At 66.6% G+C, this 23,477-nt stretch carries 20 protein-coding genes; 15 read left to right on the top strand and 5 right to left on the bottom strand.

Translation table 11 applies throughout. The annotated features are described in order from the left end of the window. Positions 1-320: 320 nt before the first annotated feature. A complete protein-coding gene (locus tag ABD002_RS19445; RefSeq protein ID WP_343794248.1) occupies positions 321-1,742 on the bottom strand; it encodes a sensor histidine kinase in 1,422 nt (473 codons plus the stop codon). Beyond that, positions 1,739-2,410 (bottom strand): response regulator transcription factor, encoded by a 672-nt coding sequence (locus tag ABD002_RS19440; protein ID WP_343794246.1) that lies wholly within the window; start codon positions 2,408-2,410, stop codon positions 1,739-1,741. Before ABD002_RS19440 ends, ABD002_RS19445 begins: the two co-directional genes overlap by 4 nt. A 272-nt stretch (positions 2,411-2,682) precedes the next feature. Between ABD002_RS19440 and ABD002_RS19435 the strand changes: the two genes are divergently transcribed. After that, the gene (locus tag ABD002_RS19435) at positions 2,683-4,278 is read left to right on the top strand and encodes a PKD domain-containing protein (protein WP_343794244.1); all 1,596 of its coding nucleotides are present in this window, start codon (positions 2,683-2,685) and stop codon (positions 4,276-4,278) included. Positions 4,279-4,653: 375 nt separating this feature from the next. Here the strand turns inward: ABD002_RS19435 and rho are convergent, their stop codons facing one another. Together rho and trxA are read right to left on the bottom strand one after the other, a co-directional pair. Next, on the bottom strand, positions 4,654-6,336 hold the full coding sequence (gene rho, locus ABD002_RS19430) for a transcription termination factor Rho (protein ID WP_379989310.1): 1,683 nt from the start codon (positions 6,334-6,336) through the stop codon (positions 4,654-4,656). A gap of 156 nt (positions 6,337-6,492) precedes the next feature. Further along, positions 6,493-6,822 carry a thioredoxin TrxA gene (gene trxA / locus ABD002_RS19425; RefSeq protein ID WP_343794240.1) on the bottom strand — a complete coding sequence of 110 codons (330 nt, stop codon included), beginning with the start codon at positions 6,820-6,822 and terminating at the stop codon, positions 6,493-6,495. Positions 6,823-7,121: 299 nt separating this feature from the next. Here trxA and ABD002_RS19420 point away from each other — a divergent pair, with 299 nt between their 5' ends. The 14 genes from ABD002_RS19420 (at position 7,122) to rpoH (ending at position 21,208) form a co-directional block, all read left to right on the top strand. After that, positions 7,122-8,834, top strand: a complete 1,713-nt coding sequence (locus ABD002_RS19420; protein WP_343794238.1) for a DEAD/DEAH box helicase — start codon at positions 7,122-7,124, stop codon at positions 8,832-8,834. Positions 8,835-8,989: 155 nt separating this feature from the next. Further along, positions 8,990-9,913 (top strand): type II secretion system protein N, encoded by a 924-nt coding sequence (locus ABD002_RS19415; protein WP_343794236.1) that lies wholly within the window; start codon positions 8,990-8,992, stop codon positions 9,911-9,913. A 29-nt stretch (positions 9,914-9,942) separates the two neighbouring features. Beyond that, on the top strand, positions 9,943-12,018 hold the full coding sequence (gene gspD, locus ABD002_RS19410; protein ID WP_343794235.1) for a type II secretion system secretin GspD: 2,076 nt from the start codon (positions 9,943-9,945) through the stop codon (positions 12,016-12,018). Continuing rightward, positions 12,015-12,530, top strand: a complete 516-nt coding sequence (locus ABD002_RS19405) for a PH domain-containing protein (protein ID WP_343794233.1) — start codon at positions 12,015-12,017, stop codon at positions 12,528-12,530. The genes gspD and ABD002_RS19405 overlap by 4 nt, the downstream gene beginning before the upstream one ends. Continuing rightward, entirely contained in the window at positions 12,527-14,020 is a 1,494-nt protein-coding gene (gspE, locus tag ABD002_RS19400) for a type II secretion system ATPase GspE (RefSeq protein ID WP_343794231.1), read from the top strand. The genes ABD002_RS19405 and gspE overlap by 4 nt, the downstream gene beginning before the upstream one ends. 43 nt (positions 14,021-14,063) lie before the next feature. Further along, positions 14,064-14,804, top strand: coding sequence for an alpha/beta fold hydrolase (locus tag ABD002_RS19395; RefSeq protein WP_343794229.1), 741 nt, complete (start codon positions 14,064-14,066; stop codon positions 14,802-14,804). Positions 14,805-14,825: 21 nt separating this feature from the next. Beyond that, positions 14,826-15,119: a ribbon-helix-helix protein, CopG family gene (locus tag ABD002_RS19390; protein WP_343794227.1), complete on the top strand. Its 294-nt coding sequence runs from the start codon at positions 14,826-14,828 to the stop codon at positions 15,117-15,119. Further along, positions 15,116-15,538: a type II toxin-antitoxin system VapC family toxin gene (locus ABD002_RS19385; protein WP_343794225.1), complete on the top strand. Its 423-nt coding sequence runs from the start codon at positions 15,116-15,118 to the stop codon at positions 15,536-15,538. Before ABD002_RS19390 ends, ABD002_RS19385 begins: the two co-directional genes overlap by 4 nt. Beyond that, the gene (gene gspF / locus ABD002_RS19380; RefSeq protein ID WP_343794223.1) at positions 15,539-16,750 is read left to right on the top strand and encodes a type II secretion system inner membrane protein GspF; all 1,212 of its coding nucleotides are present in this window, start codon (positions 15,539-15,541) and stop codon (positions 16,748-16,750) included. Between the two features lie 93 nt (positions 16,751-16,843). After that, positions 16,844-17,524: a cell division ATP-binding protein FtsE gene (ftsE, locus tag ABD002_RS19375; RefSeq protein ID WP_343794221.1), complete on the top strand. Its 681-nt coding sequence runs from the start codon at positions 16,844-16,846 to the stop codon at positions 17,522-17,524. Next, positions 17,521-18,531, top strand: coding sequence for a permease-like cell division protein FtsX (gene ftsX, locus ABD002_RS19370; protein WP_343794220.1), 1,011 nt, complete (start codon positions 17,521-17,523; stop codon positions 18,529-18,531). Before ftsE ends, ftsX begins: the two co-directional genes overlap by 4 nt. Then, the gene (locus ABD002_RS19365; protein WP_343794218.1) at positions 18,528-19,376 is read left to right on the top strand and encodes a response regulator; all 849 of its coding nucleotides are present in this window, start codon (positions 18,528-18,530) and stop codon (positions 19,374-19,376) included. Before ftsX ends, ABD002_RS19365 begins: the two co-directional genes overlap by 4 nt. Further along, complete coding sequence (ung, locus tag ABD002_RS19360) at positions 19,373-20,080, top strand: uracil-DNA glycosylase (RefSeq protein WP_343794216.1); 708 nt, start codon at positions 19,373-19,375, stop codon at positions 20,078-20,080. The genes ABD002_RS19365 and ung overlap by 4 nt, the downstream gene beginning before the upstream one ends. 267 nt (positions 20,081-20,347) lie before the next feature. Further along, a complete protein-coding gene (rpoH, locus tag ABD002_RS19355) occupies positions 20,348-21,208 on the top strand; it encodes an RNA polymerase sigma factor RpoH (protein WP_343794214.1) in 861 nt (286 codons plus the stop codon). A gap of 82 nt (positions 21,209-21,290) precedes the next feature. Here rpoH and ABD002_RS19350 read toward each other — a convergent pair whose 3' ends face one another. Next, positions 21,291-23,468: a primosomal protein N' gene (locus tag ABD002_RS19350; protein WP_343794212.1), complete on the bottom strand. Its 2,178-nt coding sequence runs from the start codon at positions 23,466-23,468 to the stop codon at positions 21,291-21,293. Positions 23,469-23,477: the final 9 nt, after the last annotated feature.

Raw genomic sequence — 23,477 nt, 5'->3', positions numbered from 1 at the left:
CTGTCGCGTTGCGGGTGTTCGGACGTCGCGGTCGCGAACTTACCGCCACGCACAGGCGGCGGCGGCATGAGTTTTCAGGTTCATTTTTCAGGGTTGCGCGTCGGCCGCCCGCGTGGGCGGACAGAGGCACAGCGCCCGCTCATCTCCTGGATCGAGGCCTGGAAACGCGACGTGCCGAGCACGCGTTGCTGCTGGACGTGCGCACGGATGGCCTGTATGTAATGACCCAGCGGTTTCTGCTCAGGCCAGGCTGCTAAAGCATACATCCCCAGCTGCTGCACATCCGCTCCGCGCATCGCTCGACTCGCCTCAACGGCCTGCTAATCGACGACGTACAGCGGCCAGCGCAAAGTGAACCGCAGGATATGCTCGGGTGTGAGCACGGCGACGATCGAGGCGCGCATCGCTTCGGCATAGTCCTGCGCGAGGGTGAGCCCCAGACCTGCGTGGCCACGATCCGTATGCGCTGCTTCCTTGCGCCAGAACGGCTCGAACAAGCGCGAAATGTCTTCCGCATCGAGATCAGGTGCTGCGTTTTCCAGAATCAGGATTTTCGCGTCGCGCTTTTCGAGTGCGCTCGCTCGCACGGTGCTGCCACTCGGCGCATGCGCCACGGCGTTGTCGATCAGGTTCTTGATGAGCCCGCGCATCGCGGTGGGCGGCAGATACCATTCGACATCGCAGGAAGCTGAGGCTTCCAATACCAGCCTGCGTTGTGGCAATCGCGCCTGCGCATTGGCCCAAAGCTCGCGCAGCAGATTGCCTATCGCGATGGCGCGTGACGGCTCGATTCCCGCTTCGCCACGCGACAGCGCGAACAGGGTTTTCAGCGTTTCGCCGAGTTTCGCGGCGACATCGCGGCTGACCGTTGCCGCGTGATGCAAACGCTCGATGCTATCGGAGCGCAGCAAGGCGACATCGTTGACCGTGCGCAACTCGGCGAGCGGGGTATTGAGTTCGTGCGCGGCATCGGCAAGGAAGCGTCGCTCGCGCGCCATTGTCATGTTGATTCGACCGAGCAGCCGGTTGAGCGCGCGCGCGACCGAACCTATCTCGGCGGGACCCGCCTCCGCGAAAGGCCGCGCTCGCACTTCGATCGGACTCTTGTCCAATTCGGCGGTCAGCGTCGACAACGGGGTCAAGCCCTTGCTTGCGGCGTGGAAAGCGCCGAATCCCGCCGCCAGCGCAAATACGAGCTCTGCCGCAATGAACGTCGACGCGAGGCGCCACAGCGCTGTATCCAGCGGTGCACGGTCGCGGCCGGCAATGACGATGACTTCAACTTCCTTCAAATCCTTCGGGGGCGAGGTGTTTTCGTCCCCGCCCCATTGCGCCTCCATGCGTCGCCCGGCCAGACGAAACACACGGCCATCCGTCAGCGTGTGCTCCAGAATCGCAACCTGATCGCGAGGGTGCGGGAAGGTGACGCGCCAGCCCTTCTCTTCCAGCAGAGGCGACGAATCGACCACTTCGGTGGAATCGCTGTCCAGCACTTCGTACAGCTTGTCACCGTGCTCGCCGTAGTCGACCTGTACGTCGGCATCGAGGTTCACGTAGAGGTCGCCATTGCGGTAGACGTTGGTGATATTGGCGATCATGCGCAGGTCGGCGCGCAACTCGTCGTCGAACTGCATGATCAACTGCTGACGCAGCAGCAGGTAGAGCAGCAACAAAACGAGCGCGGCGCTGGCACCCACCGAAAGGGCGACGCGGCGGGCCACGCCGGCACGCAGCGTGCTCATTCGCAGATCAGCTCGTAGCCCATGCCGCGTCGCGTGCGAATCAAAGAAGATTCGCCAGGTCGATCGAGATTCTTGCGCAGCATCGATATGGCGGCTTCGATGGTATTGCTGGAAAGCTCGGTGCTTTCATCGTACAGATGCGTTTCGAGATCACTCGCGCTCACCACGTCGCCGCGACGGCGCGCGAGATACTCGAACACGGCGTATTCACGCGGTCGCAGCGGGATATTCGCGCCGTCGCGCGTGACGCGTTTGCGCGCGGTGTCGAGGACGAACGGGCCGATCGCGATCTTCTCGCTGCTTTGCCCGTAGCACCGGCGCAACAGAGCGCGCACGCGCGCCAGCAGCTCGCCGAAGTCGAACGGCTTGGTCAGATAGTCGTCGGCGCCAAGGTCGAGCGCGTCGATGCGGTCGTGGATCGCTTGCAGCGCGGTGAGCATGAGGATCGCACCGGGCCGCCCGCTGGCGCGCACCTCGCGAACGACCTCGAAACCATGGCGCTTGGGCAGCATGGCATCGACGATGAGCACGTCGTAGTCGATCTCGCGTGCCGCCCACAACCCTTCTTCGCCGTCCGCCGCGCTATCGACCGCATAGCCGGCGTCGCGCAGGCCGACTACGAGGCTTTCGCGCAAGATCTTGGAGTCTTCGATGACGAGTAAGCGCATTCTCAACGTTCATCGCGGGCAAAAGTGCCAACGTGCGATCGGCCCGGATAATCCAGGAACAGTCTGGATAAGTCCACCTTCAACTTCTTCAGACTCGTCGACACAGTTGCCCTGGCGAGCGGTCCACTGGATCGCGGACGCTCGGATGGGTTCATCCGATCCCAGGGCCTGAATTCACCTTGGCTACGGCCGTCACCGTAAGCTTCGCATAAGGGCGTGCAGCCTAGGATCTTCCCCGCGGTCCCTGTCCGCGCAACCAGTAAGGAAGATGCATGCGTATTCACCAGCGCCCGGATATTCGGGCCACTTCCACGCCCCGTCTGTGCGCGCTGCTTGCGCTCGGCGCGGTGTTCACGGCCGCGGCTCTGCCGGCGGCGGCGGCCGATCTGGTGGTGGACGGCACAACGGAGACGATCAGCGGCTTGCGCGACGTCGACGGCGTGTATGTGATCAACGGCGGCAAGCTGATCCTCGACAACGCCACCTTGCGCCTGAACCTCGATTACGACGAGCACAGGCACATCGAGATCAGCGGCAACTCCACGCTGGATGTGCGGTCGAGCCTCATCGAGAGTGTCGGCGGCCAATACTCGATCAACCTCGCCAACGTCGGCGCCGCAGCGCCACGCATGTTGGTTTCCGGCACCAGCAAGATCACCAACCACACGGGCATCGGCCTCTTCGATGATGCGCGTATCGACGTCACTGGCGGCGACATCGAAGAACTCCAAATGCACGGCCGCGCTCAAGCGAGCGTGACGAACGCGTCGCTTTATCCGGTGTTCTTCTTCGAGCAGAACACCACGACCACCCTCGATGGACTTGCCAGCGGTACGGTAACGCGCCCATTCACGTCCTCCGGCGGCTGGCGCCTCCAGCTGACCAACGCCAACGTCGTCGGCTATCAAGTCGATGTGCTGCCCAACGCCAGCGTCATCTTGCGCAATTGCAGTGACGCCGTACTCAGCATCCACACCCCCGGCACCTTGGACGGTCGCTTGCGCATCCTCGATCGCATCACCGGAATCGGCCCCTACAGCGCACTTCTCAACGACTTCGGTTCGTCCATCAGCATCGAGAATACGCAGGTCTCGATGCTCAATATCTACACCCGAGGTACCGACCGCGTGCTGGTTCAGAACAGCAAGGTCAACGAGGCTAATGCAGAAGAGGGCAGCGAACTGATCGTGGGACGTCCGGTGGGACGCCCTGGCGTCACCACGCAGACGCAGCTCGTCTGCAATCTCTGCCAGGTCTACGACCGGGCGCGGCTCGACGTGGTCAGTGCGGCCATGGTTGCGGATGCGGGGCGTCCGTCCGCGACCAGCTCGCCGAAAGGCCGCCAGGATCTGGGCCGCGGTACGCTACGCTTCGCCAACACCGATCTGCAGACGCCTGTCACTAATCTCACCGCGGTCAATCAGGGAACGCTGCTGCTGGATGGTTTGCCGTTGTCTGACCCCGGTCGGGTGAGAGTCGTGACAGGGTCCACGCCGCGCATCGAGGCGCGCGCCCTTTCCGCGCACTACACCGCAGATCGCTTGCGCGCCAAACTCGGCGAGCCGGTCAACTTCATCGACCTGAGTGCGGGTGACGTGTCGAGCTGGTCCTGGGATTTCGGTGACGGCAATGTCAGCAGCGAGCGCGAGCCGAGCCACGCCTATTCGCAATCCGGCCTGTACACGGTGCGGCTGACGGTGCGGGGAGCCTCGGGCAGCGCGGTTTCCGAGCGCTTGCTCGTGATCGAGGTCATACGCGACGTGATTTTCGCCGATGGTTTTGAGGTTCTGCCGCGGTTGGGCACTATCTCGGGTCTTGATGCCATCGCGGTTGCGGTCATTCCACGCTTGAGCGCCTTGCGACTTTGAGCCGGCCCGATTTGCATTGTCCGCCGTGACTCCGGCGTGATCGGCTCAACCGCATCGCGTCATGCGGTTGGGGAAACGGGTCAGGTTCATTTTTCCGGTTGAGGCATGAGCGTCGCATCGACGATACAAGCCGTTGCTTGTCCCCTCACTCGTAGCGAAAGCGGCGAGGCATGCGTTCACGCTCGCGTGCGAGCGTAACTACACCCGGCGAGCGCGCCGTCACGCGCCGCAGTCAATACCCAGAGCGGCAAGTACAGTAGTGCGGCTGCCCAGAACGACGATTGCATCGCCACGCAGTAACCGCATCCGATGGTCGCAATGACGAAGGCCGGCATATGCCGGCCTTCGTTTTGAACGTGTCAAGCGGAGCGAGGATCAGCCGCGTTTCATCGACCCGAAGAACTCGTCGTTGGTCTTCGTGTTCTTCATCTTGTCGAGCATGAACTCCATCGCAGCGAGCTCGTCCATCGGATGCAGCAGCTTGCGCAGGATCCAGATCTTCTGCAACTGGTCCGGGTCGATCAGCAGTTCCTCGCGGCGCGTGCCGGAGCGGTTGATGTCGATCGACGGGTACACGCGCTTCTCGGAGATGCGCCGGTTCAGGTGCACTTCCATGTTGCCGGTGCCCTTGAACTCCTCGTAGATCACCTCGTCCATCTTCGAGCCGGTATCGATCAGCGCGGTCGCGATGATGGTCAGCGAGCCGCCTTCCTCGACGTTGCGCGCGGCGCCGAAGAAGCGCTTCGGGCGCTGCAGCGCGTTCGCGTCGACGCCGCCGGTCAGCACCTTGCCGGAGCTCGGCACCACGGTGTTGTAGGCACGTGCGAGGCGGGTGATCGAGTCGAGCAGGATCACCACGTCCTTCTTGTGCTCGACCAGGCGCTTGGCGCGCTCGATCACCATCTCGGCGACCTGCACGTGGCGCACGGCCGGTTCATCGAACGTCGAGGAGATCACCTCGGCGCGCACGCCGCGGCGCATCTCGGTGACTTCCTCGGGGCGCTCGTCGATCAGCAGGATGATCAGGTGCGCATCCGGATGGTTGTACACGATCGCCTGGGCGACATTCTGCAGCATCATCGTCTTGCCGGCCTTCGGCTGGCTGACGATCAGGCCGCGCTGGCCGCGGCCGATCGGCGCGACCAGATCGAGGATGCGGCCGGTGATGTCCTCGCTGGAGCCGTTGCCGCGTTCGAGGTGGAACGCCTTGCGCGGGAACAGCGGGGTCAGGTTCTCGAACAGGACCTTGTTCTTGGACGCTTCCGGCGGTTCGCCGTTGATGTGGTCGACCTTGAGCAGCGCAAAGTAGCGCTCGCCTTCCTTCGGCGGCCGGATGCGGCCGGTGATGTAGTCGCCGGTGCGCAGGTTGAAGCGGCGGATCTGCGACGGCGAGACGTAGATGTCGTCCGGGCCGGCGAGATAGGACTCGTCGAAGCCGCGCAGGAAGCCGAAGCCGTCCTGCAGGATCTCCAGCACGCCCTCGCCGTAGATGCCGCCGCCGGCGCGCGCATGCGCCTTCAGGATGTAGAAGACGATGTCCTGCTTGCGCGCACGTGCGACGCCTTCCTGCACGCCGAGGGTTTCGGCGAGCGCGAGCAGCTCAGCCGCGTTCTTGCGCTTGAGGTCGTTGAGGTCGATCAGCGGGCCGTTGCCGCCGCCGTTCTTCGACTCGTCGTATTCCTCGTCGTCGAAGTTGCCGCGGTTGCCCTGCGGGTTGCCGCCGCCGCCATGGCGGCCGCCACGGCGGTCGCGTCGGCCGCGACGCGCCTGGCCTTGACCCTGGTTCTGGCCTTGGCCCTGTTGCTGGCCGCCGGGCTGCGCGGGCGCGGCGTTGCCGTCGACATTGTCGCCGGCCGGGGATTCGGTGCTTTCATGGCGCGCTTCCGCGGCCACGGGCGCGCTGTCCTGCGGCGCCTGCGCCTGCTGGCCACGCGGGGTTCTTTGCCGGGGCTCGGGACGGCCTTCGGCAGCGGCGCCTTGGCCGCTATCGTTCGTTTCGTTTTCGGACACGGGCAATCCTCGCTGGGCGCCGTTGATGGAACTAAAGGAGGGAAGGATCTGGGAGAGGCGGGCGGAGCGGCATGGCGCCGGGCGCTTGAGCTACGTTAGCACCGCCAGTTGCGGGCGTCCAGCAGTGACGCCCCATGGGGCACCGGGAATGGTGGAAACCGGGCTCTTTCGATTCCCGATTCCCCATTCCCGAATTCCGGGTCTTCAGGCAATCGCCTTGTCGATCATCTGCGCCAGCTGGGTCTTGCTGACCGCGCCGATCTGGGTCGCCTCGACCTTGCCGTCCTTGAAGATCATCAGGGTCGGGATGCCGCGCACGTTGTAGTTGCGCGGGGTCTTCTGGTTGTGATCGATGTTGATCTTGGCGACCTTCAGCTTGCCCTGGTAGGTGGCGGCGAGGTCGTCGAGTAGCGGGGCGATCATCTTGCACGGGCCGCACCATTCGGCCCAGAAATCGACCAGCACCGGGTCGGATGACTTGAGCACGTGCTCTTCGAACTGGTCGTCGCTGACGTGCGAAATATGTTCGCTCACGGGGTTTTCTCCGGTATGGCTGATGACTTGGATGGCGGGCGACCGCGCGCCGCTGGCGGGCTTCCGCTACACTCATGCGGTTTCGACGGTGCAGGCGGCGCAGAAAAGGGGTGCGAAAAGCACATCCCATTTCAGCCCAAACGGTCGACAGGCGCAAGCTGGGGGCACTGCCCCGCATTGCAAGAGCCGCGTCGCGCCGCCATCTGGCGCACATCCCGGGCAGCTCCGGCCGGTGACGCTCCGCAAACCGGCTTCCGGCATCGACCGCGACGCCCTCATGGAAATCACGCAGAACCGCAATGTCCCAGCATCCGCTTACCGATATCACCTTCGAGAGTTTCGATCTCCATCCGCGCATCCTGTCGGGCCTGCACGCCGCGGGGTTCACGCGCTGCACGCCGATCCAGGCGCTGACCCTGCCGATCGCGCTCATCGGCCGCGACGTCGCCGGCCAGGCGCAGACCGGCACCGGCAAGACCGGCGCGTTCCTCGTCGCGGTGCTGAATCGCCTGCTGACGAAACCCGCAGTCGCCGACCGCAAGCTCACCGACCCGCGCGCGATCATCATCGCGCCGACCCGTGAGCTGGCGATCCAGATCGACAAGGACTTCCGCAACATCGGCCGCGACACCGGCCTGACCTCGGCGCTGATCTACGGCGGCGTCGACTACGAGAAGCAGCGCGATTCCCTGAAGGCCGGCTGTGACCTGATCATCGCCACGCCGGGCCGCCTGATCGACTACCTCAAGCAGCACGTGTTCTCGTTCAATGCGATCGAGGCCGTCGTGCTCGACGAAGCCGACCGCATGTTCGACCTCGGCTTCATCAAGGACATCCGCTTCCTGTTCCGGCGCATGCCGCCGCGCGAGCAGCGCCAGAGCATGCTGTTCTCGGCGACCTTGAGCCATCGCGTGCTCGAGCTCGCCTACGAGCACATGAACAGTCCGGAAAAACTGACCGTGGAGACGGACAACGTCACCGCCGACCGCGTGCGCCAGATCGTCTACTTCCCGGCCAAGGAGGAGAAGCAGCCGCTGCTGATCAACCTGTTGTCGCGGGTGGACGCACACCGCAGCATCGTCTTCGTCAACACCAAGATGGCCGCCGAGAAGGTCACCCGCACGCTGGAGCGCCAGGGTTTCACCGTCGCCACCTTGTCCGGCGACGTGCCGCAGGCCAAGCGCGAGCGCCTGCTCGGCAAGTTCCAGAAAGGCGAGATCGAAGTGCTGGTTGCGACCGACGTCGCGGCGCGCGGCCTGCATATCCCGGACGTCAGCCACGTCTTCAACTACGACATTCCGCACGACGCCGAGGACTACGTGCACCGCATCGGCCGCACCGCTCGGCTCGGCGCCGAAGGTGACGCGATCAGCTTCGCCTGCGACCTCTACGCGATGGGCCTGCCGGACATCGAGGCCTATATCGAGCAGAAGATCCCGACCGCGCCGATCACGCCCGATATGCTGACCGCACCGCCGCCGCGCGCTCGCGCGACGACGGCCGGCGCGGCGTCGCTCGACGATGCGGCCGATGATGCCCGCAACACCGCCGGGGCGCCGAAGAGCGGACCGCCACGCGCGCACGCGCCGCACGGGCGCGGCGAACGCGGTGGTGAGCGCGGTCGTGGCCGACGCGATACCGGTGGTGCGTCCCGTGCGCCTGCACAGGCCACGGCGTCGACCACCGCCTCCCCAGCCGTCGCCAGTGGCGCGGCGAGCCCCGCCGCCACGCCGGCGTCGGCCGATGCGCCGCGCAAGCGGCGTCGTCGCGGCGGTCGCGGACGCAATCGCCGCGAGGGCGGCGAGGCGACGAGCCAGACGACCATGCAACCGGCGAACGGCAGCGCCGCCACGCCGCGCGGCGCGGAGCGCAAGCCGCGCCGCGATCACGCGCATTCGATCCCGACCGAACGTCCGCCCGCACCCGGCCATGCGCAGTCGGTCGACCCGAAGGCGCACGTGCCCAAGCCCGGCTTCTTCCGTCGCATCGGGCAGCTGTTCGGCCTGCACTGAGCACGCTTTCCAGCGAATCCGCTTCCCGTGGCTCGGCGCACGCCAGACCGAGCCCCGACGCACCGCTGCCGGAAGCCCGTATCGGCGTGTGCCGCCATTCCGCAGCCCGGCTTTGCTACGCTTGCGCGTCTTGATGCTCATGGGATTGCTCGCGCATGCTGGGGCGCCTGTCCGGAATCGATCGCGGTCGCCGTGCCGAAACGGCCGCGCTGCTGTGCTGCGCGGTGCTCGCCGCGCTCGCGCTGTGGCTGCTCGTGCGCATGATCTGGACGCTGGTGCCGCGCGGCGATGCAGCCTTCGATAGCGCGCCGGTGCGGATCGGCAGCGACACAGCCGGTGCGGCGCCGGCGCAATCGATCGCGAGCTGGCATCTGTTCGGCAATACGCCGCTGCGGCCCGGCGCGGGTGGCAGCGCGCCGGCGACGACACTGTCGCTGATCCTGCGCGGTACGGTCGCCGACGGCGATCCGAAGCTCGGCGTCGCGGTCATCGCCGATGCCGGCAACGGTGAGCGCGCCTGGCGCGTCGGCGAGGAGGTTGCGCCGGGCGTGCGTCTCGGCGGCGTCTATCCCGACCACATCGTGCTGATCCACGATGGTGCCGAGGAAACGCTGAAGCTTCCGCGCGACCAGAACCTCGCGCCAGCCGACATCGTGCGGCCGACCCCGGCGTCCGCGACCAGCCGGAGCGCGCCCAACCCGCGCGCCGACGCGCCGGTGCAAACCGGATCGGCCGTGCCGGCCGGCGCGCCACAGGCCGTCAAAGCGCCGAGTGATTGGCAGCAGACCGTCGCGCGCTTGCGGCAGAATCCCGACGAACTCATGAAGCGCGTGCAGGTGGTTCCGGTGCTCGATGGCGGCAAGCTGACTGGCGTGCGGCTCTCGGCCGGCGCCGACGCCGCGCTGATCAGCCAGATCGGCCTGCGGCCCGGCGACGTGGTGACCGCGGTCAATGGCATGCCGGTCGATTCGTTCGCTCGGGGCCAGCAGATCCTGTCGAGTCTCGGCAGCGCGAGTTCGGTCCGCGTGACCGTGCTGCGCGACGGAAAACCGACCGAGCTCACGGTCGGCCTGCAATGAGCCATCTTCACAACAGGGGACTTTCCGCGATGCGCCGTAGCTTCCAGCCGATCATCTTCGGTGCTCTGTGTGTGGCTTGCTGCGCAACCGCTTCCGCGCAGACCGCAACCGCGCCGGACGCGCAGCCGCCTGGCCATGCCACGACTGCGGACGGTCGCCACACGCTGAACATGAAGGATGCCGACATCCAGGCGCTGATCGCGACGGTCAGCGAGATCACCGGCAAGAACTTCATCGTCGGCCCGAACGTGGCGGGCAAGGTCACCGTGATCTCGGCGCGGCCGATGCGACCGGACGAGATCTACGACGTGTTCCTGTCGGTGCTGCGTGTGCACGGCTTCGCCGCCGTGCCGTCCGGCAGCATGGTCAAGATCGTGCCCGAGGCGATGGCGCAGCAGGATGGCGGCACCGGCGTCGGCACCACGCGTGCCAGCGCGGCCGATGAACTCGTCACGCAGATCGTGCCGGTCAAGCACGTCTCGGCCGCCGAACTGGTGCCGATCCTGCGTCCGCTGATGCCACAGGGCGGCCAGTTGATCGCGCACGCGTCGTCGAATTCGCTGGTTGTGTCGGACCGTGCCGGCAATGTCGAGCGCCTGGTCGGCATCATCCAGCGCATCGACACCGTCTCGGATGCGCAAGTCGAGGTGATCCCGCTGGTGCACGCCAGCGCGGCCGAGATGGCGCGCACGCTGACGATGCTCGCCGACGACAAGACTGCACAGGCGAACGGCGAGGCCGCGCGCGTGTTCGCGGACACGCGCACCAATTCGATCCTGCTGGCGGGCGCGAAGAACGGCCGGCTCCGGATGCGCGCGCTGATCGCGCACCTCGACACGCCGATCGAAAGCGGTGGCGACACCCAGGTCATCTATCTGCACTACGCGAATGCGAAGGATCTGGTGCCGATCCTGCAAGGCGTCGCCTCGACCCTGTCCGGCGTCGCACCGCCGACCGCGACGAAGGCCGGCGAGGGTGCCGGTGGCGGCAGCGTGTCGCCGGCGACGATCCAGGCGCACGCGGAGACGAATGCGCTGGTCATCAGTGCCCCGCCGGCGATCTTCCGCTCGCTGGCCGCGGTGGTGCGCCAGCTCGACATCCGCCGCAACCAGGTGCTGATCGAGGCGGTGATCGCCGAGGTCTCGGACCAGACCGCGAGCGAACTCGGCGTGCAGTGGCAGGTATCCGGCAACCGCCACGTCATCGGCGGCACCAACTTCAGCAGCAGCAATTCGCCCGGCAACAATATCCTCAGCGCATCACAGAAGCCGTTCGGCGTCGGCAACGGCTTCAATCTCGGCTACTTGGCCGGCACGATCACCGGGCCGGACGGCAAGCCGATCGCGCAACTCGGCGCGCTGGTCAGCGCGCTGCGTGGCGACGGCAAATCGAACATCCTGTCCACACCGTCGGTGCTGACCCTGGACAACCAGGAAGCGCAGATCAAGGTCGCGCAGGAAGTGCCGTTCCTGACCGGCCAGTACACGACGAATGCATCGGCGACGGCGAGCGGCAGCACCACGCCCACGAACGGCATCACCAACCCGTTCCAGACCATCGAGCGCAAGGACGTCGGCCTCGTGCTGAAGGTGAAGCCGCAGATCAACGAGGGCGAATCGGTGCGCCTCGACATCCACCAGGAAGTCTCGTCGATCGCGCCGACCGTGAGCGGCGCGGTGGACCTGGTCACCAACAAGCGCGAGCTGACCACCAGCGTGCTGGTCAAGGACGACTCGCTGCTCGTGCTCGGTGGCCTGATCGACAACCAGGCCAAGGACAATGTGCAGAAGGTGCCGGCGCTCGGCGACATTCCGTTGCTCGGCAACCTGTTCCGCTACCGCACGAACAGCCACACCAAGAGCGATCTGATGGTGTTCCTGCATCCGAAGATCCTGCGCGATGCGGCGACCGAGGCGGCGGTTTCGAGCGAGAAGTACAACTACATGCGCACCGAGCAGCTGCAGATGCGCCAGGAGGACTGGCCGATCACGCCGCGCTCGCAGCGGCCGATGCTGCCGGAAGTGCACGACTTCCTCGCCAGCCCGACGCTCGACGGCGATCCAGGCATGCGGCAGCCGTCGAAGTCCGCGGAGCCGCGGCAATGAGCATCGAGGACGACGCGCCGGTGTTTTTTGGCGTGCGCTACGGTCGACTGCTGAAGATCATGACGACAGTCGCGGGTTTGATCCTGCTCGTGGTACCCGGCATCGGACTTGTGACCGGCCGCCACGAACCTTTCGCGCTGGCCGGCATGGTCGGTCTGCCGCTCGCGATCCTGGTCACGACATTCCTGTTCGCCGTGCGCGGCTACGAGGTCGCTGCCAGCGGCGTGTACGTCGCGCGGCCGATCGGACCCAAGCGGATCGCCGCGCGCATCACCGACATCGCTGCCGACGATTCAGCGCTGGAAGGCGCGATCCGCACCTTCGGCAACGGCGGGCTGTTCTCGTTCAATGGCTGGTTCCGGCTGCGCAAGTACGGCTCGTGCCGGCTTTGGGTCACGGACCTGGACTGCCTCGTCGTGATGCGCGGTGACAGCGGCTGCGTCGTGGTTTCGCCGGCGCAGCGCGAGCGCTTCGTGACGACGGTGCGCAAACGGCTCGGAGGCGCGTCGTGACCGAGTCGCGCCCGGCCCGGCCCGGCTTCGGCTATGCGAAGCGCCACGGTGTCGCGCTGACCGGCTGGCAGGGCGAAGTGGCCGAGATCGCCTGCCGCGCCGGCGTACGTGCGGACGTGCTCGCCGAACTGCGTCGCCATCTCGGCGCACCGCTGCATTTCACGACGTTCGCGCCGAACGAGTTCGAGCGCCTGCTGCGCGATCTCTACGAGCAGGGTGACGACGCGCGTGCGATGGTCTCGGATTTCGACGAACGTCTCGACTTGAAGACGCTTGCCGACGAACTGCCCGAGCCTGAGGATCTGCTCGAAAGCGACGACGATGCGCCGATCATCCGGCTGATCAACGCGCTGCTGACCGAAGCGGTGAAGGAAGGTGCTTCGGACATCCATATCGAGCCCTACGAGAACCGTCTGGTCGTGCGCTTCCGCATCGACGGCGTGTTGCGCGAGGTGCTGGCGCCGCAGAAGGCGATTGCGAACGCGGTGGTCAGCCGCATCAAGGTCATGGCCAAGCTCGACATCGCCGAGCGCCGCCTGCCGCAGGACGGCCGCATCGGCCTGCGCATCGCCGGTCGCCCGGTCGACGTGCGCGTCTCGACGATCCCGGCCGGGCGCGGCGAGAGAGTCGTGCTGCGCCTGCTCGACAAGCAGGCCGGCAAGCTCGATCTCGTGCATCTCGGCATGGACGACGGCGCTCGTGCGCGGCTGGAAGACCTGATTTCGCGGCCGCACGGGATCCTGCTGGTCACCGGCCCGACCGGTTCGGGTAAGACGACAACCTTGTACGGCGCGCTGCTCAAGCTCAACGACGCCTCGCGCAACATCATGACCGTCGAGGACCCGATCGAGTACTACATCGATGGCGTCGGCCAGACCCAGGTCAACACGCGTGTCGACATGACGTTCGCACGCGGTCTGCGCGCGATTCTTCGACAAGACCCCGATGTCGTCATGGTCGGCGAGATCCGTGATCTCGAAACGGCCGAAATCGCGGTGCAGGCCTCGCTGACCGGTCATCTGGTGCTGTCCACCCTGCACACGAATTCCGCGGTCGGCGTGGTCACGCGCCTGCGCGACATGGGCGTCGAACCATTCCTGCTGTCGTCGTCATTGATCGGCGTGCTCGCGCAGCGCCTGGTGCGCGTGCTCGACCCGGCGACGCGCGAGGCATACAAGGCGACACCGTCCGAACTCGCCGCATTCGGCAAGCCGGCTGATCTCGAGGTCACGCTGTACCGCCCGAACGCGGCAACGAATGCGGCGCAGAGCGCCGGCCGCCATGCCGGCTACAAAGGCCGCACCGGCATCTACGAACTGATCGCGATCGACGAGACGATGCGCCGCCTGATCCACGAAGGCGCTTCCGAAGCCGACCTCGAGCGCCACGCACGCACGCGCTCGGGCTCCATCCTCGAAGATGGCTGGCGCAAGTGTGTCGCGGGCATCACCTCGACCGAGGAAGTGCTGCGCGTGACGCGCGAGGAGTGATGCGGGTCCGGCCGATTACTGATACCCGGCGCGCATGTCGCCAGTGCTGAACGACATCTGCTGGGTACTCTTGCCCGGGCTCGACGGTTCCGGCGAATTGTTTTGTTGGTTCCGCACCGAGATTCCGGGTGAGCATGTGGTCGTCGTCCGCTACCCGAAATCGGCAGATTGGCAGATTGATGACTATGCGGCCCACGTGCGTTCGTTGCTGCCGCGCGACCGCCGCTGCGTGCTGATCGCGGAATCGTTCTCCGGACCAATTGCATTGCGACTGTCGCGACAGATCGCGTCGGTTGTCGCCATCGTCCTCGTTGCCAGTTTCGTCGCATGTCCGCATCCGCTGCTGCGGATGATTCCGATGAAATGGGCCCGGGCAATGCGAGGCATCGGTTCATCGAGAGTGCTGTTGCGCCTCGCTTGCCTCGGCTGGCGTTCGCCTCGTGATCGCGTTGACATACTCCTGGACATCGTCCGCGGACTTCCAGTCGATGTGCTGCGAGCGCGTCTGGGAATCCTGCGCGGTTTGGATGTGCGTGGAGACCTGCGTGCGATGAGGGTGCCGGCACTTTGGCTGGCAGCCGCGCAGGATCGCCTTGTGATCGAATGCGGCGATGCGTTCCGTGATTGCACGACGGTGGAACGGCGCACGATCGACGGCCCGCATTTTCTCCTGCAGGCGGCGCCAGCCGAGTGCTGGCGAGCGATCGATGCGTGGTGGCGCGACCTGAATGGGTCCAAAGCGACTGCACCTTGCAATCCGGGAGATGACGTCATACAGTTATGACAATCGTTGAGAGCCTAAGCCGTGACCGCCGAAATCCGCATCAACGCCCGCCTCGTCGGCGAGGACGCTAGGCACTTCCAGGAGCTGCAGCGCCGCGAAGGCCTGTCGGCGTCCGATCTGCTGCGCGAGGCGCTACGCGAATACCACGCGGCGCGTAGCAAGCCGCGCGTGAACGCGTTGAAGCTGTTGACCGCGTCCGGCTTCATCGGCGGCGGCGAGGGGCCTGCCGACCTGTCGACGCGCTACAAGGATTACCTCGGCGATGCGCTCGAACGGAAACTGCCGCTGCGCGTGCAGGACGGCGATCGCAAGTGATCCTCGCTGACAGCGGTTTCTGGATCGCGCTCGGCAATCGTCGTGACCGCCATCACGCGTCGGCGCGCGCGGCGCTGGAGCACTGGGCGAAGGAGGGCTTCGCCAGCACTTGGCCGGTGTTGACCGAGGTCACGCACCTGCTCGCGGCGCGCGTCGGCGTGGCGCAGGCTGTCGCCTTCATCGAGAGCATCGCGCGCGGCGCCTGCGAGATTCCCGCTCCCCCAGACGATGCACTGCTACGCGCGCATGCGCTGATGAGCCGCTATCGCGACCTGCCGATGGATCTGGCCGACGCCTCGCTGGTGGTTCTCGCCGAGGACCTTGGCGAAGGACGTATCCTCTCCACCGATCTGCGCGACTTCCAAGGCTATCGCTGGAAGAATACGCAGCCGTTCACGAATCTTCTGATAACCGACTAGATGCCCGCCTTCGCGTACCAAGCGCTCGACGCCGCCGGCAAGACCCTGCGCGGCATCCTGCAAGGCGACACCGCCCGCGCGGTGCGCGGCGCGCTGCGCGAGCGCGGACTGAATCCGCTCGCGGTCGACGAGGTGCGCGAGGGCGTCGCGAAGGATGCGAACCCGTTCGCCCGCCGCGGCCTCGGCGGCGCGCAGCTCGCGCTGCTGACGCGTCAGCTCGCGACGCTGATCGGTGCCGGGCTGCCGATCGACGAGGCGCTCGGTGCGTTGTCCGAGCAGGCCGAGAACGAGCGTCAGCGCGCGCTGACCGTCAGCTTGCGCGCGCGCGTCATGGAGGGCGCGAGCCTGGCGCAGGCGATGGCGGAGTTTCCGGACAGCTTTCCGGAAATCTTCCGCGCGACGGTCGCGGCCGGCGAGCAGTCCGGCCGGCTCGAGAACGTGCTCGAAAAGCTCGCCGACTACGCCGAGGCGCGCGACGCGCTGAAGCAGAAGATCCTCGCCGCGCTCGCGTATCCGCTGTTGCTGACCGTGGTTGCGGTCGCGGTCGTCGCGGGCCTCTTGACCTGGGTCGTGCCGCAGATCGTCGGTGTGTTCCAGAACCTGCATCAGACTCTGCCGCTGGCGACGCGCGCGCTGATCGCGTTGTCGTCATTCCTGCGCGGCTGGGGCTGGCTGATCCTGCTCGTGCTGATCGCCGCTGCGATCGGGGTGCGCATCGCCCTGCGCGACGAGGCGATGCGTTATCGCTGGCACGCGTTCGTGCTGCGTTTGCCGCTGGCCGGCCGGCTCGCGCGCGCGGCGAACACCGCACGCGCGACGCGTACGCTGGCGCTGCTTGCCGGGAGCGCGGTGCCCTTGCTCGATGCGCTCGGCATCGCCGCGCAGGTGGTACCGAGCCTGCCGATGCGTGAGGCACTCCGGCGCGCGGCGTTCAAGGTGCGTGAGGGCAGCGCGTTCTCGCGTGCGCTCGGCGAGAGCGGCCAGTTCCCGCCGGTTGCGCTGCGCCTGATCGCGAGCGGCGAGCGTTCCGGCGAACTGCCGCGCATGCTCGGTGAGGCGGCCGCACAGCAGCAGCGCGAACTCGATCGCTGGCTGACCGCGTTGACTGCGGTGCTGGGGCCGGCCGTGATCCTCGGCGTCGGCGCGATGGTGCTGTTCATCGTGCTCGCGATCCTGCTGCCGATCTTCAATTTGAACCAGATGGTCAAGTAGAGGGAATGGAGAATAGGGAATAGAGAATCGAAACAGCACGCACCGGCCCGTTTGTGGTCTTCTACCATTCCCGTATTCCGACACCCGGCTCGAATGATCCGTTTCGACAACGTCAGCAAGCGCTACCTCACGGGACTCGACGCCCTGGCCGAAGTCAGCTTCGAGATCGAAGCAGGCGAGATGGTGTTCGTGACCGGCCACTCGGGTGCTGGCAAGAGCACCTTGCTGAAGCTGATCAGTCTGGTCGAGCGGCCGACGCGTGGGCAGATCGTGGTCAACCACGCCGAGCTTGGTCGCGTGCGCCGCCGTGGCATCGCCCACCTGCGGCGTGGCATCGGCATGGTGTTCCAGGATCATCGCCTGCTGATGGACCGCAGCGTGTTCGACAACGTCGCGCTGCCGCTGCTGATCGCCGGCGCCGCGCGCGACGAGATCGGCAAGCGCGTGCGCGCGGCGCTCGACAAGGTCGGCCTGCTGGCGCGGGAGAAGGCCCATCCGCTGACCTTGTCGACCGGTGAGCAGCAGCGCGTTGGCATCGCGCGCGCAATCGTCGCCAAGCCGCCGATGATCATCGCCGACGAACCGACCGGCAACCTCGATCCGCAGTTGTCGCTCGAGATCATGGGCCTGTTCGCGGAGTTCGGTGCAGTCGGCACCACCGTGCTGGTCGCGAGCCACGACCTCCTGCTGATCAAGCGACTCGGCAAGCGCGCGCTGGTGCTCGACCATGGCCGTCTGGTCGATGATTTCCGTCCGCAGGGGAAGGCGCCATGAGCCGTCAGGCCGAGCGCAATGTGCGCAAGCCCACACCCGCGCCTGCGTCGGCGAAGAGCGCGCGGCCACGCCGGCCGCGCGTGCCGTGGCGTCTGCGCATCGCAGCGTGGCGCGATCAGCATTTCCACGGCCTGTTCTCCAGTCTCGGCCGTCTCGCCGCACGGCCGTGGGCGACCGCGCTGACCGTGCTCGTGCTCGGGTTCGCGCTGGCACTGCCGCTGCTGTTCTTCCTCGTCTACGACAACGCGCGCGAGCTGTCCGGTGGCCTGCGCGAAGCCCGCGAAGTCACCGTGTTCCTGAAGCCGGCGCTCGATGCGAACAGCGCGGATGCGCTCGCCGGCGAGCTGCGCCAGCGCGCCGATGTCGCCGCGGTACTGGTGCGCACGCCGGAACAGGGGCTCGCGGAGTTCCGCCAGTTGTCCGGTTTCGCCGAGGCGCTGGATGCGCTGCAGGGCAATCCGCTGCCGAGCGTGCTCGTGGTCACGCCGCGGGCCGTCGCCGATATGGACAATCCGGCGCTGATCGGCGAGCTCAAGGCGGATGCGCGCGTCGATCTCGTACAGTACGACGCAGCGTGGCGGCGCAGGCTTTCCGACATTCTCCACTTCGGCGAGCGTGTGGTCGCGGTGATCGCGGCGCTGCTCGCGCTGGCCACGCTGCTGGTGATCGGCAATACCGTGCGCATGGATGTCCAGGCCCGTTCCGAGGAGATTTCCGTGATGCAGTTGATCGGCGCAAGCGATGGCTTCGTGCGTCGTCCGTTCCTCTATTCGGGTCTGTGGTACGGCCTGCTCGGCAGTGTGCTCGCGCTCGCTATCGTCGCCGCGGTGGAAATCGCGCTGGCCGAGCCGGTCGGGCGCCTGCTCGACAGCTACGCGCATCGGTTTTCGTTGCACGGCATCGGCGTGTTCGCCGCGTCGAGCGTGGTCGCCTTCAGCGCGCTGCTCGGTTGGCTCGGCGCATTCTTCGCGACCGCGCGTCACCTCGCCGCGGGGCAGCCGCAATGAGCGACATCTCGCTGACGCGGCACATCTCCAGCGACCAGCCGCGTGTGCTCGTCGTCGACGGTTCGCGCGTGGTACGCCAGCTGATCGAGCGCGTGCTCAAGGCCGAGTTGCCGAACTCGGTGGTCATTGGCTGTGGCAGCGGCGCTGAAGCGCGCGCGCATCTGGACGGGGGCGTGATCGACCTGGTCACGACCGCGCTGCGTCTGCCGGACATGGACGGACTCGAACTCGCGCGGCAGCTCCGCGAAAGCGCGCAGGCGTACATCCCGATCGTGGTCGTTTCCGGCGACGTGCAGGAGCGCCTGGTCGCGCGCACCTTGTCGAGCCATGTCACCGACTACTTCGACAAGTCGCTCGGCTTCGAGGCACTGGCCGCGTTCATCCGCGGCTATGTGCATCCGACCGAATCGATCAGCGGCGACGTGCTGTATGTCGAGGACAGCCGCGTGGTCGCGCTGGCGACGACGCGCATGATGCAGAAGTTCGGCTTCAAGGTGACCCATGTGGTCAGCGTCGAAGCCGCACTCGACATTCTCGAGGCCGCGCGCAACGAGGGCCGCGCGCCGGGCACCGAGCTCGTGCTGACCGACGTCAATCTCAAGGGCGATCTCAGCGGCGGTGACCTGCTCGAACGCATCCGTCGCCACTTCGGTTATGCAAAAGGTGAGCTGCCGGTGCTGGTGATGACCGGCGACGACAACGCGAGCAACCAGGCCGCGCTGCTGCGCGCTGGCGCGAACGATCTGGTGCACAAGCCGATCGAGGAGCGCCTGCTGATCACCAAGCTGCAGTTTCAGCTACGCGTCGCGCGCCACCTGCGCGAGCGGGCGCGGGTGAGCGCGTGACCGAAGACCGAGTCAAGCTTGAGCCGTCCTGGAAGGCGCGCGTCGGCGGCGAATTCGAACGGCCGCAGATGCAGGCGCTCGCCGAGTTCCTGCGCGCGGAGAAGCGCGCCGGTAAGGTGATCTATCCGGCGGGGCCGAGGATCTTCGCGGCGCTCGACACCACGCCGTTCGAGGCGGTCAAAGTCGTGATCCTCGGCCAGGATCCGTACCACGGTCCGAACCAGGCGCACGGACTGTGCTTCTCGGTGCTGCCCGGCATGCCGTCACCGCCGTCGCTGGAGAACATCTTCAAGGAGATCGAACGCGACCTCTCGATCCCGCGTCCGGACCACGGCTGCCTGATCCCGTGGGCACGACAGGGCGTATTGCTGCTGAACGCGGTGCTGACGGTCGAGCGCGGACTCGCCGGTTCGCATCAGGGCAAGGGCTGGGAGGGGTTCACCGATGCCTGCGTCGATGCGCTGAACCGCGAGCGCGAGGGGCTCGTGTTCCTGCTCTGGGGCAGCTATGCGCAGGCCAAGGGCAAGCTGATCGACACGCGCCGCCATCGCGTGCTGAAGGCGCCGCATCCCTCGCCCCTGTCCGCGCATCGTGGCTTTATCGGCTGCGGGCACTTCTCGCGTGCGAACGAGTACCTGCGCGAGCGCGGTGCCGCACCGATCGACTGGCGGCTGCCGCCGCGGGCGGAATTGAGCCCTGATTAAGCTCGTGTCCGTAGAATACTTGGAGCAACTTGTCCTCCGGCTCGTGGCCCCGTGCTGCAAAAATCCTTTTCAGACAATCCTTTGGAGCTTTCTTCCTCGCCCGTTTGCGCCACGTGTCGGAGCCTGCCAATTTATCGAACTTGGGAGTACAATACTGGCAAGTTCAGTTATTGATCCCGCAGGGACAGGCAGCGGGAACTCTCGACAGGTTTAGCACTCAAAGGAGCCGAGTGCTAAAGTGCTTCACAAGATGAGGGGTCCAGACGAATGAGCAATGCCTTGGTCGCCAGCAATTTCCCGGTTCCGAGCGCGGTCGGCAGCCTCGACGCGTATGTGAACGCGGTCCACCAGATTCCGATGTTGACCCAGGCCGAGGAGCAGGATCTGGCGCGGCGCTTCATCGACGAGAGCGATCTCGACGCTGCCAAGCAGATGGTGCTGTCGCACCTGCGTTTCGTGGTGCATGTCGCGCGCGGTTATTCGGGTTACGGCCTGCAGATCGGTGACCTGATCCAGGAAGGCAACATCGGCCTGATGAAGGCAGTCAAGCGCTTCGATCCGGAACACGGCGTGCGCCTGGTGTCGTTCGCGGTGCATTGGATCCGCGCCGAGATGCACGAGTTCATCCTGCGCAACTGGCGCATCGTCAAGGTCGCGACGACCAAGGCGCAGCGCAAGCTGTTCTTCAACCTGCGCAAGTCGAAGAAGCGTCTTGGCTGGATGAACGCGGAAGAGGTCAACACCATCGCGCGCGAACTTGGCGTGCCGGCTGCGACCGTGATGGAGATGGAAGCGCGCCTCAACGGCCGCGACGTCGCGTTCGACACGCCGGTCGATGCCGACGAGGACGAGCGTCCGTCACCCGCTGCGTTCCTGATCGACCATGCGGCCGATCCGTACGCGACGGTCGAGGCGGAATCCGAGGAGGAATCCAGTCTCGATACACTGCATCGCGGTCTGGTCAAGCTCGACGAGCGCTCGCGCGACATCATCCAGCGCCGCTGGCTCAAGGATAGCGAGAAGGCGACCTTGCAGGAACTCGCCGACGAATACGGCGTGTCCGCCGAGCGCATCCGCCAGATCGAAGCGAACGCGATGAAGAAGATGCGCGCGCTGTTCGTCGCCTGACGATCGCTGTCGCATCGAGTTTCCGACGGCCCCCATGCGGGGCCGTCGTGCTTTGCGTCCTCCCGCACAGCAAGATTCGCCGCTAGTACAGGTCCACCGGATCGACATCGACCGACCAGCGTAGCTTGCGCTCGCCGGGCAGCGCGCGCACCGCATCCAGCCACGTCGGCAGGAACCCCTGCAAGGCCGCGCGGTCGGCTGCCTCGATCAGCACCTGGCCGCGAAACACGCCGGCACGGCGCGGCATCGGTGCGGCGAGCGGGCCATGCGTGATGATCGCAGGATCGTTCGCGGCGGTTGCAGCGACAGCGAGGAACGCATCGAGGACGTCCCTCTGCTTGACCTCGGCACGCAGCAGCGCGAAGTGCGCGAACGGTGGCAGTCCCGCGTTGTGGCGATCCTCCAGCAGCTGCGCCGCGAGCGCTCGATAGCCGCCGTTGAGCAGCACACCCAGCAGCGGATGCGCAGGATCATGCGTCTGCAGGATCACCGCGCCCGGTCGCTCGGCGCGGCTGGCGCGGCCGGCGACCTGCACGACCAACTGGCCGAGCCGTTCACTGGCGCGGAAGTCGATGCTGTACAGGCCCTCGTCGACGCCGACCACCACGACCAGGGTCAGGTGCGGCAGGTCATGGCCCTTGGCCAGCATCTGCGTGCCGATCAGGATGCGCGCGCCGGCGTCCGGCAGGCTGTCGAACAAGGCATCGCGCATGCGTCGGCCGCGCGTGGTGTCGCGGTCGACGCGCACGATCGGCACGTCCGGAAAGCGCGCGCTGAGCGCTTCTTCGAGCCGTTCGGTGCCCTCGCCGAGCGGATGCAGCGCGAGGCCGCCGCAGGACGGACACGCGCGCGGGATCGCCTGCTCGAAACCGCAGTGGTGGCAGCGCAGGCGGCCGGCATGGCGGTGCAGCGTCAGCGCGCGCTCGCACTCGGGGCATTGCGCGCTCCAGCCGCAGTCGTGGCAGAGCAGCACCGGCGCGTAGCCGCGCCGGTTCTTGAACACCAGCACCTGTTCGCCTTTCGCGAGGCAGGCCGCGATCGCATCCAGGGTGGATGCTGCGAGCCCATGCTGCAGGCGCTGCCGGCGCAGGTCGACGACATGCAACGCCGGTGGTGTGGCGAGACCGGCGCGGTGCCTCAGGGGTAACGATCGATAACGCCCGGCTCCGACGTTCGCGAGGCTTTCCAGCGATGGCGTCGCCGAGCCCAGCAGGACTGGAATGCCGAGCGCCTTCGCGCGCATCACCGCGAGGTCGCGCGCGTGGTAGCGGAAACCTTCCTGCTGCTTGTACGAGGTGTCGTGCTCCTCGTCGATGACGATGACGCCTGGATTCGGCAATGGCACGAACAGCGCCGAGCGCGTGCCGAGGATCACCGGCGCCTCGCCGCGCGCGGCGGCGAGCCAGGCACGTGCGCGTTCGCTCTCGCCGAGACCGGAGTGCAGCGCGGCGATGTCGACGCCGAGTCGCTCGCGGAAGCGGCGCAGCGCCTGCGGCGTCAGCGCGATCTCCGGCACCAGCACCAGCGCCTGGCGACCACGCGCGAGACAGTCGCGGATGATCTCCAGGTAGACCTCGGTCTTGCCGCTGCCGGTCACGCCGTCGAGCAGGAACGGCGCGAAACCTTCGCTGGCCGCGATCACCGCATCGGCGGCCTGGCGCTGCTCCTCGTTGAGTGGCGGTCCGGCATTCGCCGCGTGCGGACGCGTGGCGGAGGCGACGCGTACGCGTTCGATCCAGCCCCGTGCCAGCGCGGTGCGGACGGCGCTGGCAAAACCGGCGACGCGTGTCTCGAGGTCGGCGCCCGACAACGGCCCGATCGCGAGCGCGTCGAGCAGCGCATCGAGGCGCGTGCCGCGACGACGCTGCGGATCGCCCCGCGCCGCATGGCCTGCCGCGGTCAGCCGCAATGCTGGAACCCCGCTCTCCGGCAACCCACGCGCCGAGCGCAACGCGACCGGCAGCGCCGCCTGTACGACCTCGCCGAGCGGGTGCTGGTAGTAGCGTGCGGCCCAGCGCAGCGTCGCCAGCAGCTCCGGGGTGAGCAGGGGCGCGGCATCCAGCACGCGTTCGATCGGCTTGAGCTTGTTGTCGTCGAGTTCCGAATCGGTAGCGCGCTCGACGACGACGCCGACGACCTGGCGGCGACCGAATGGCACCAGCACACGACAGCCCGGCGCCGCCACGACAGCTTCCGGCGCGCGGTAGTCGAACAGCGTGTTCAGGGGGACCGGAAGGGCGAGGCGCAGGATCGACGTCATGGCGGATGG

Origin of the sequence: Dokdonella soli, assembly GCF_039523175.1 — a bacterium.
GTDB classification, from domain to species: Bacteria; Pseudomonadota; Gammaproteobacteria; order Xanthomonadales; family Rhodanobacteraceae; genus Dokdonella_A; species Dokdonella_A soli.
The sequence above is the reverse complement of the archived record's forward strand: the minus strand, read 5'-3'. Positions and strand labels throughout refer to the sequence as shown.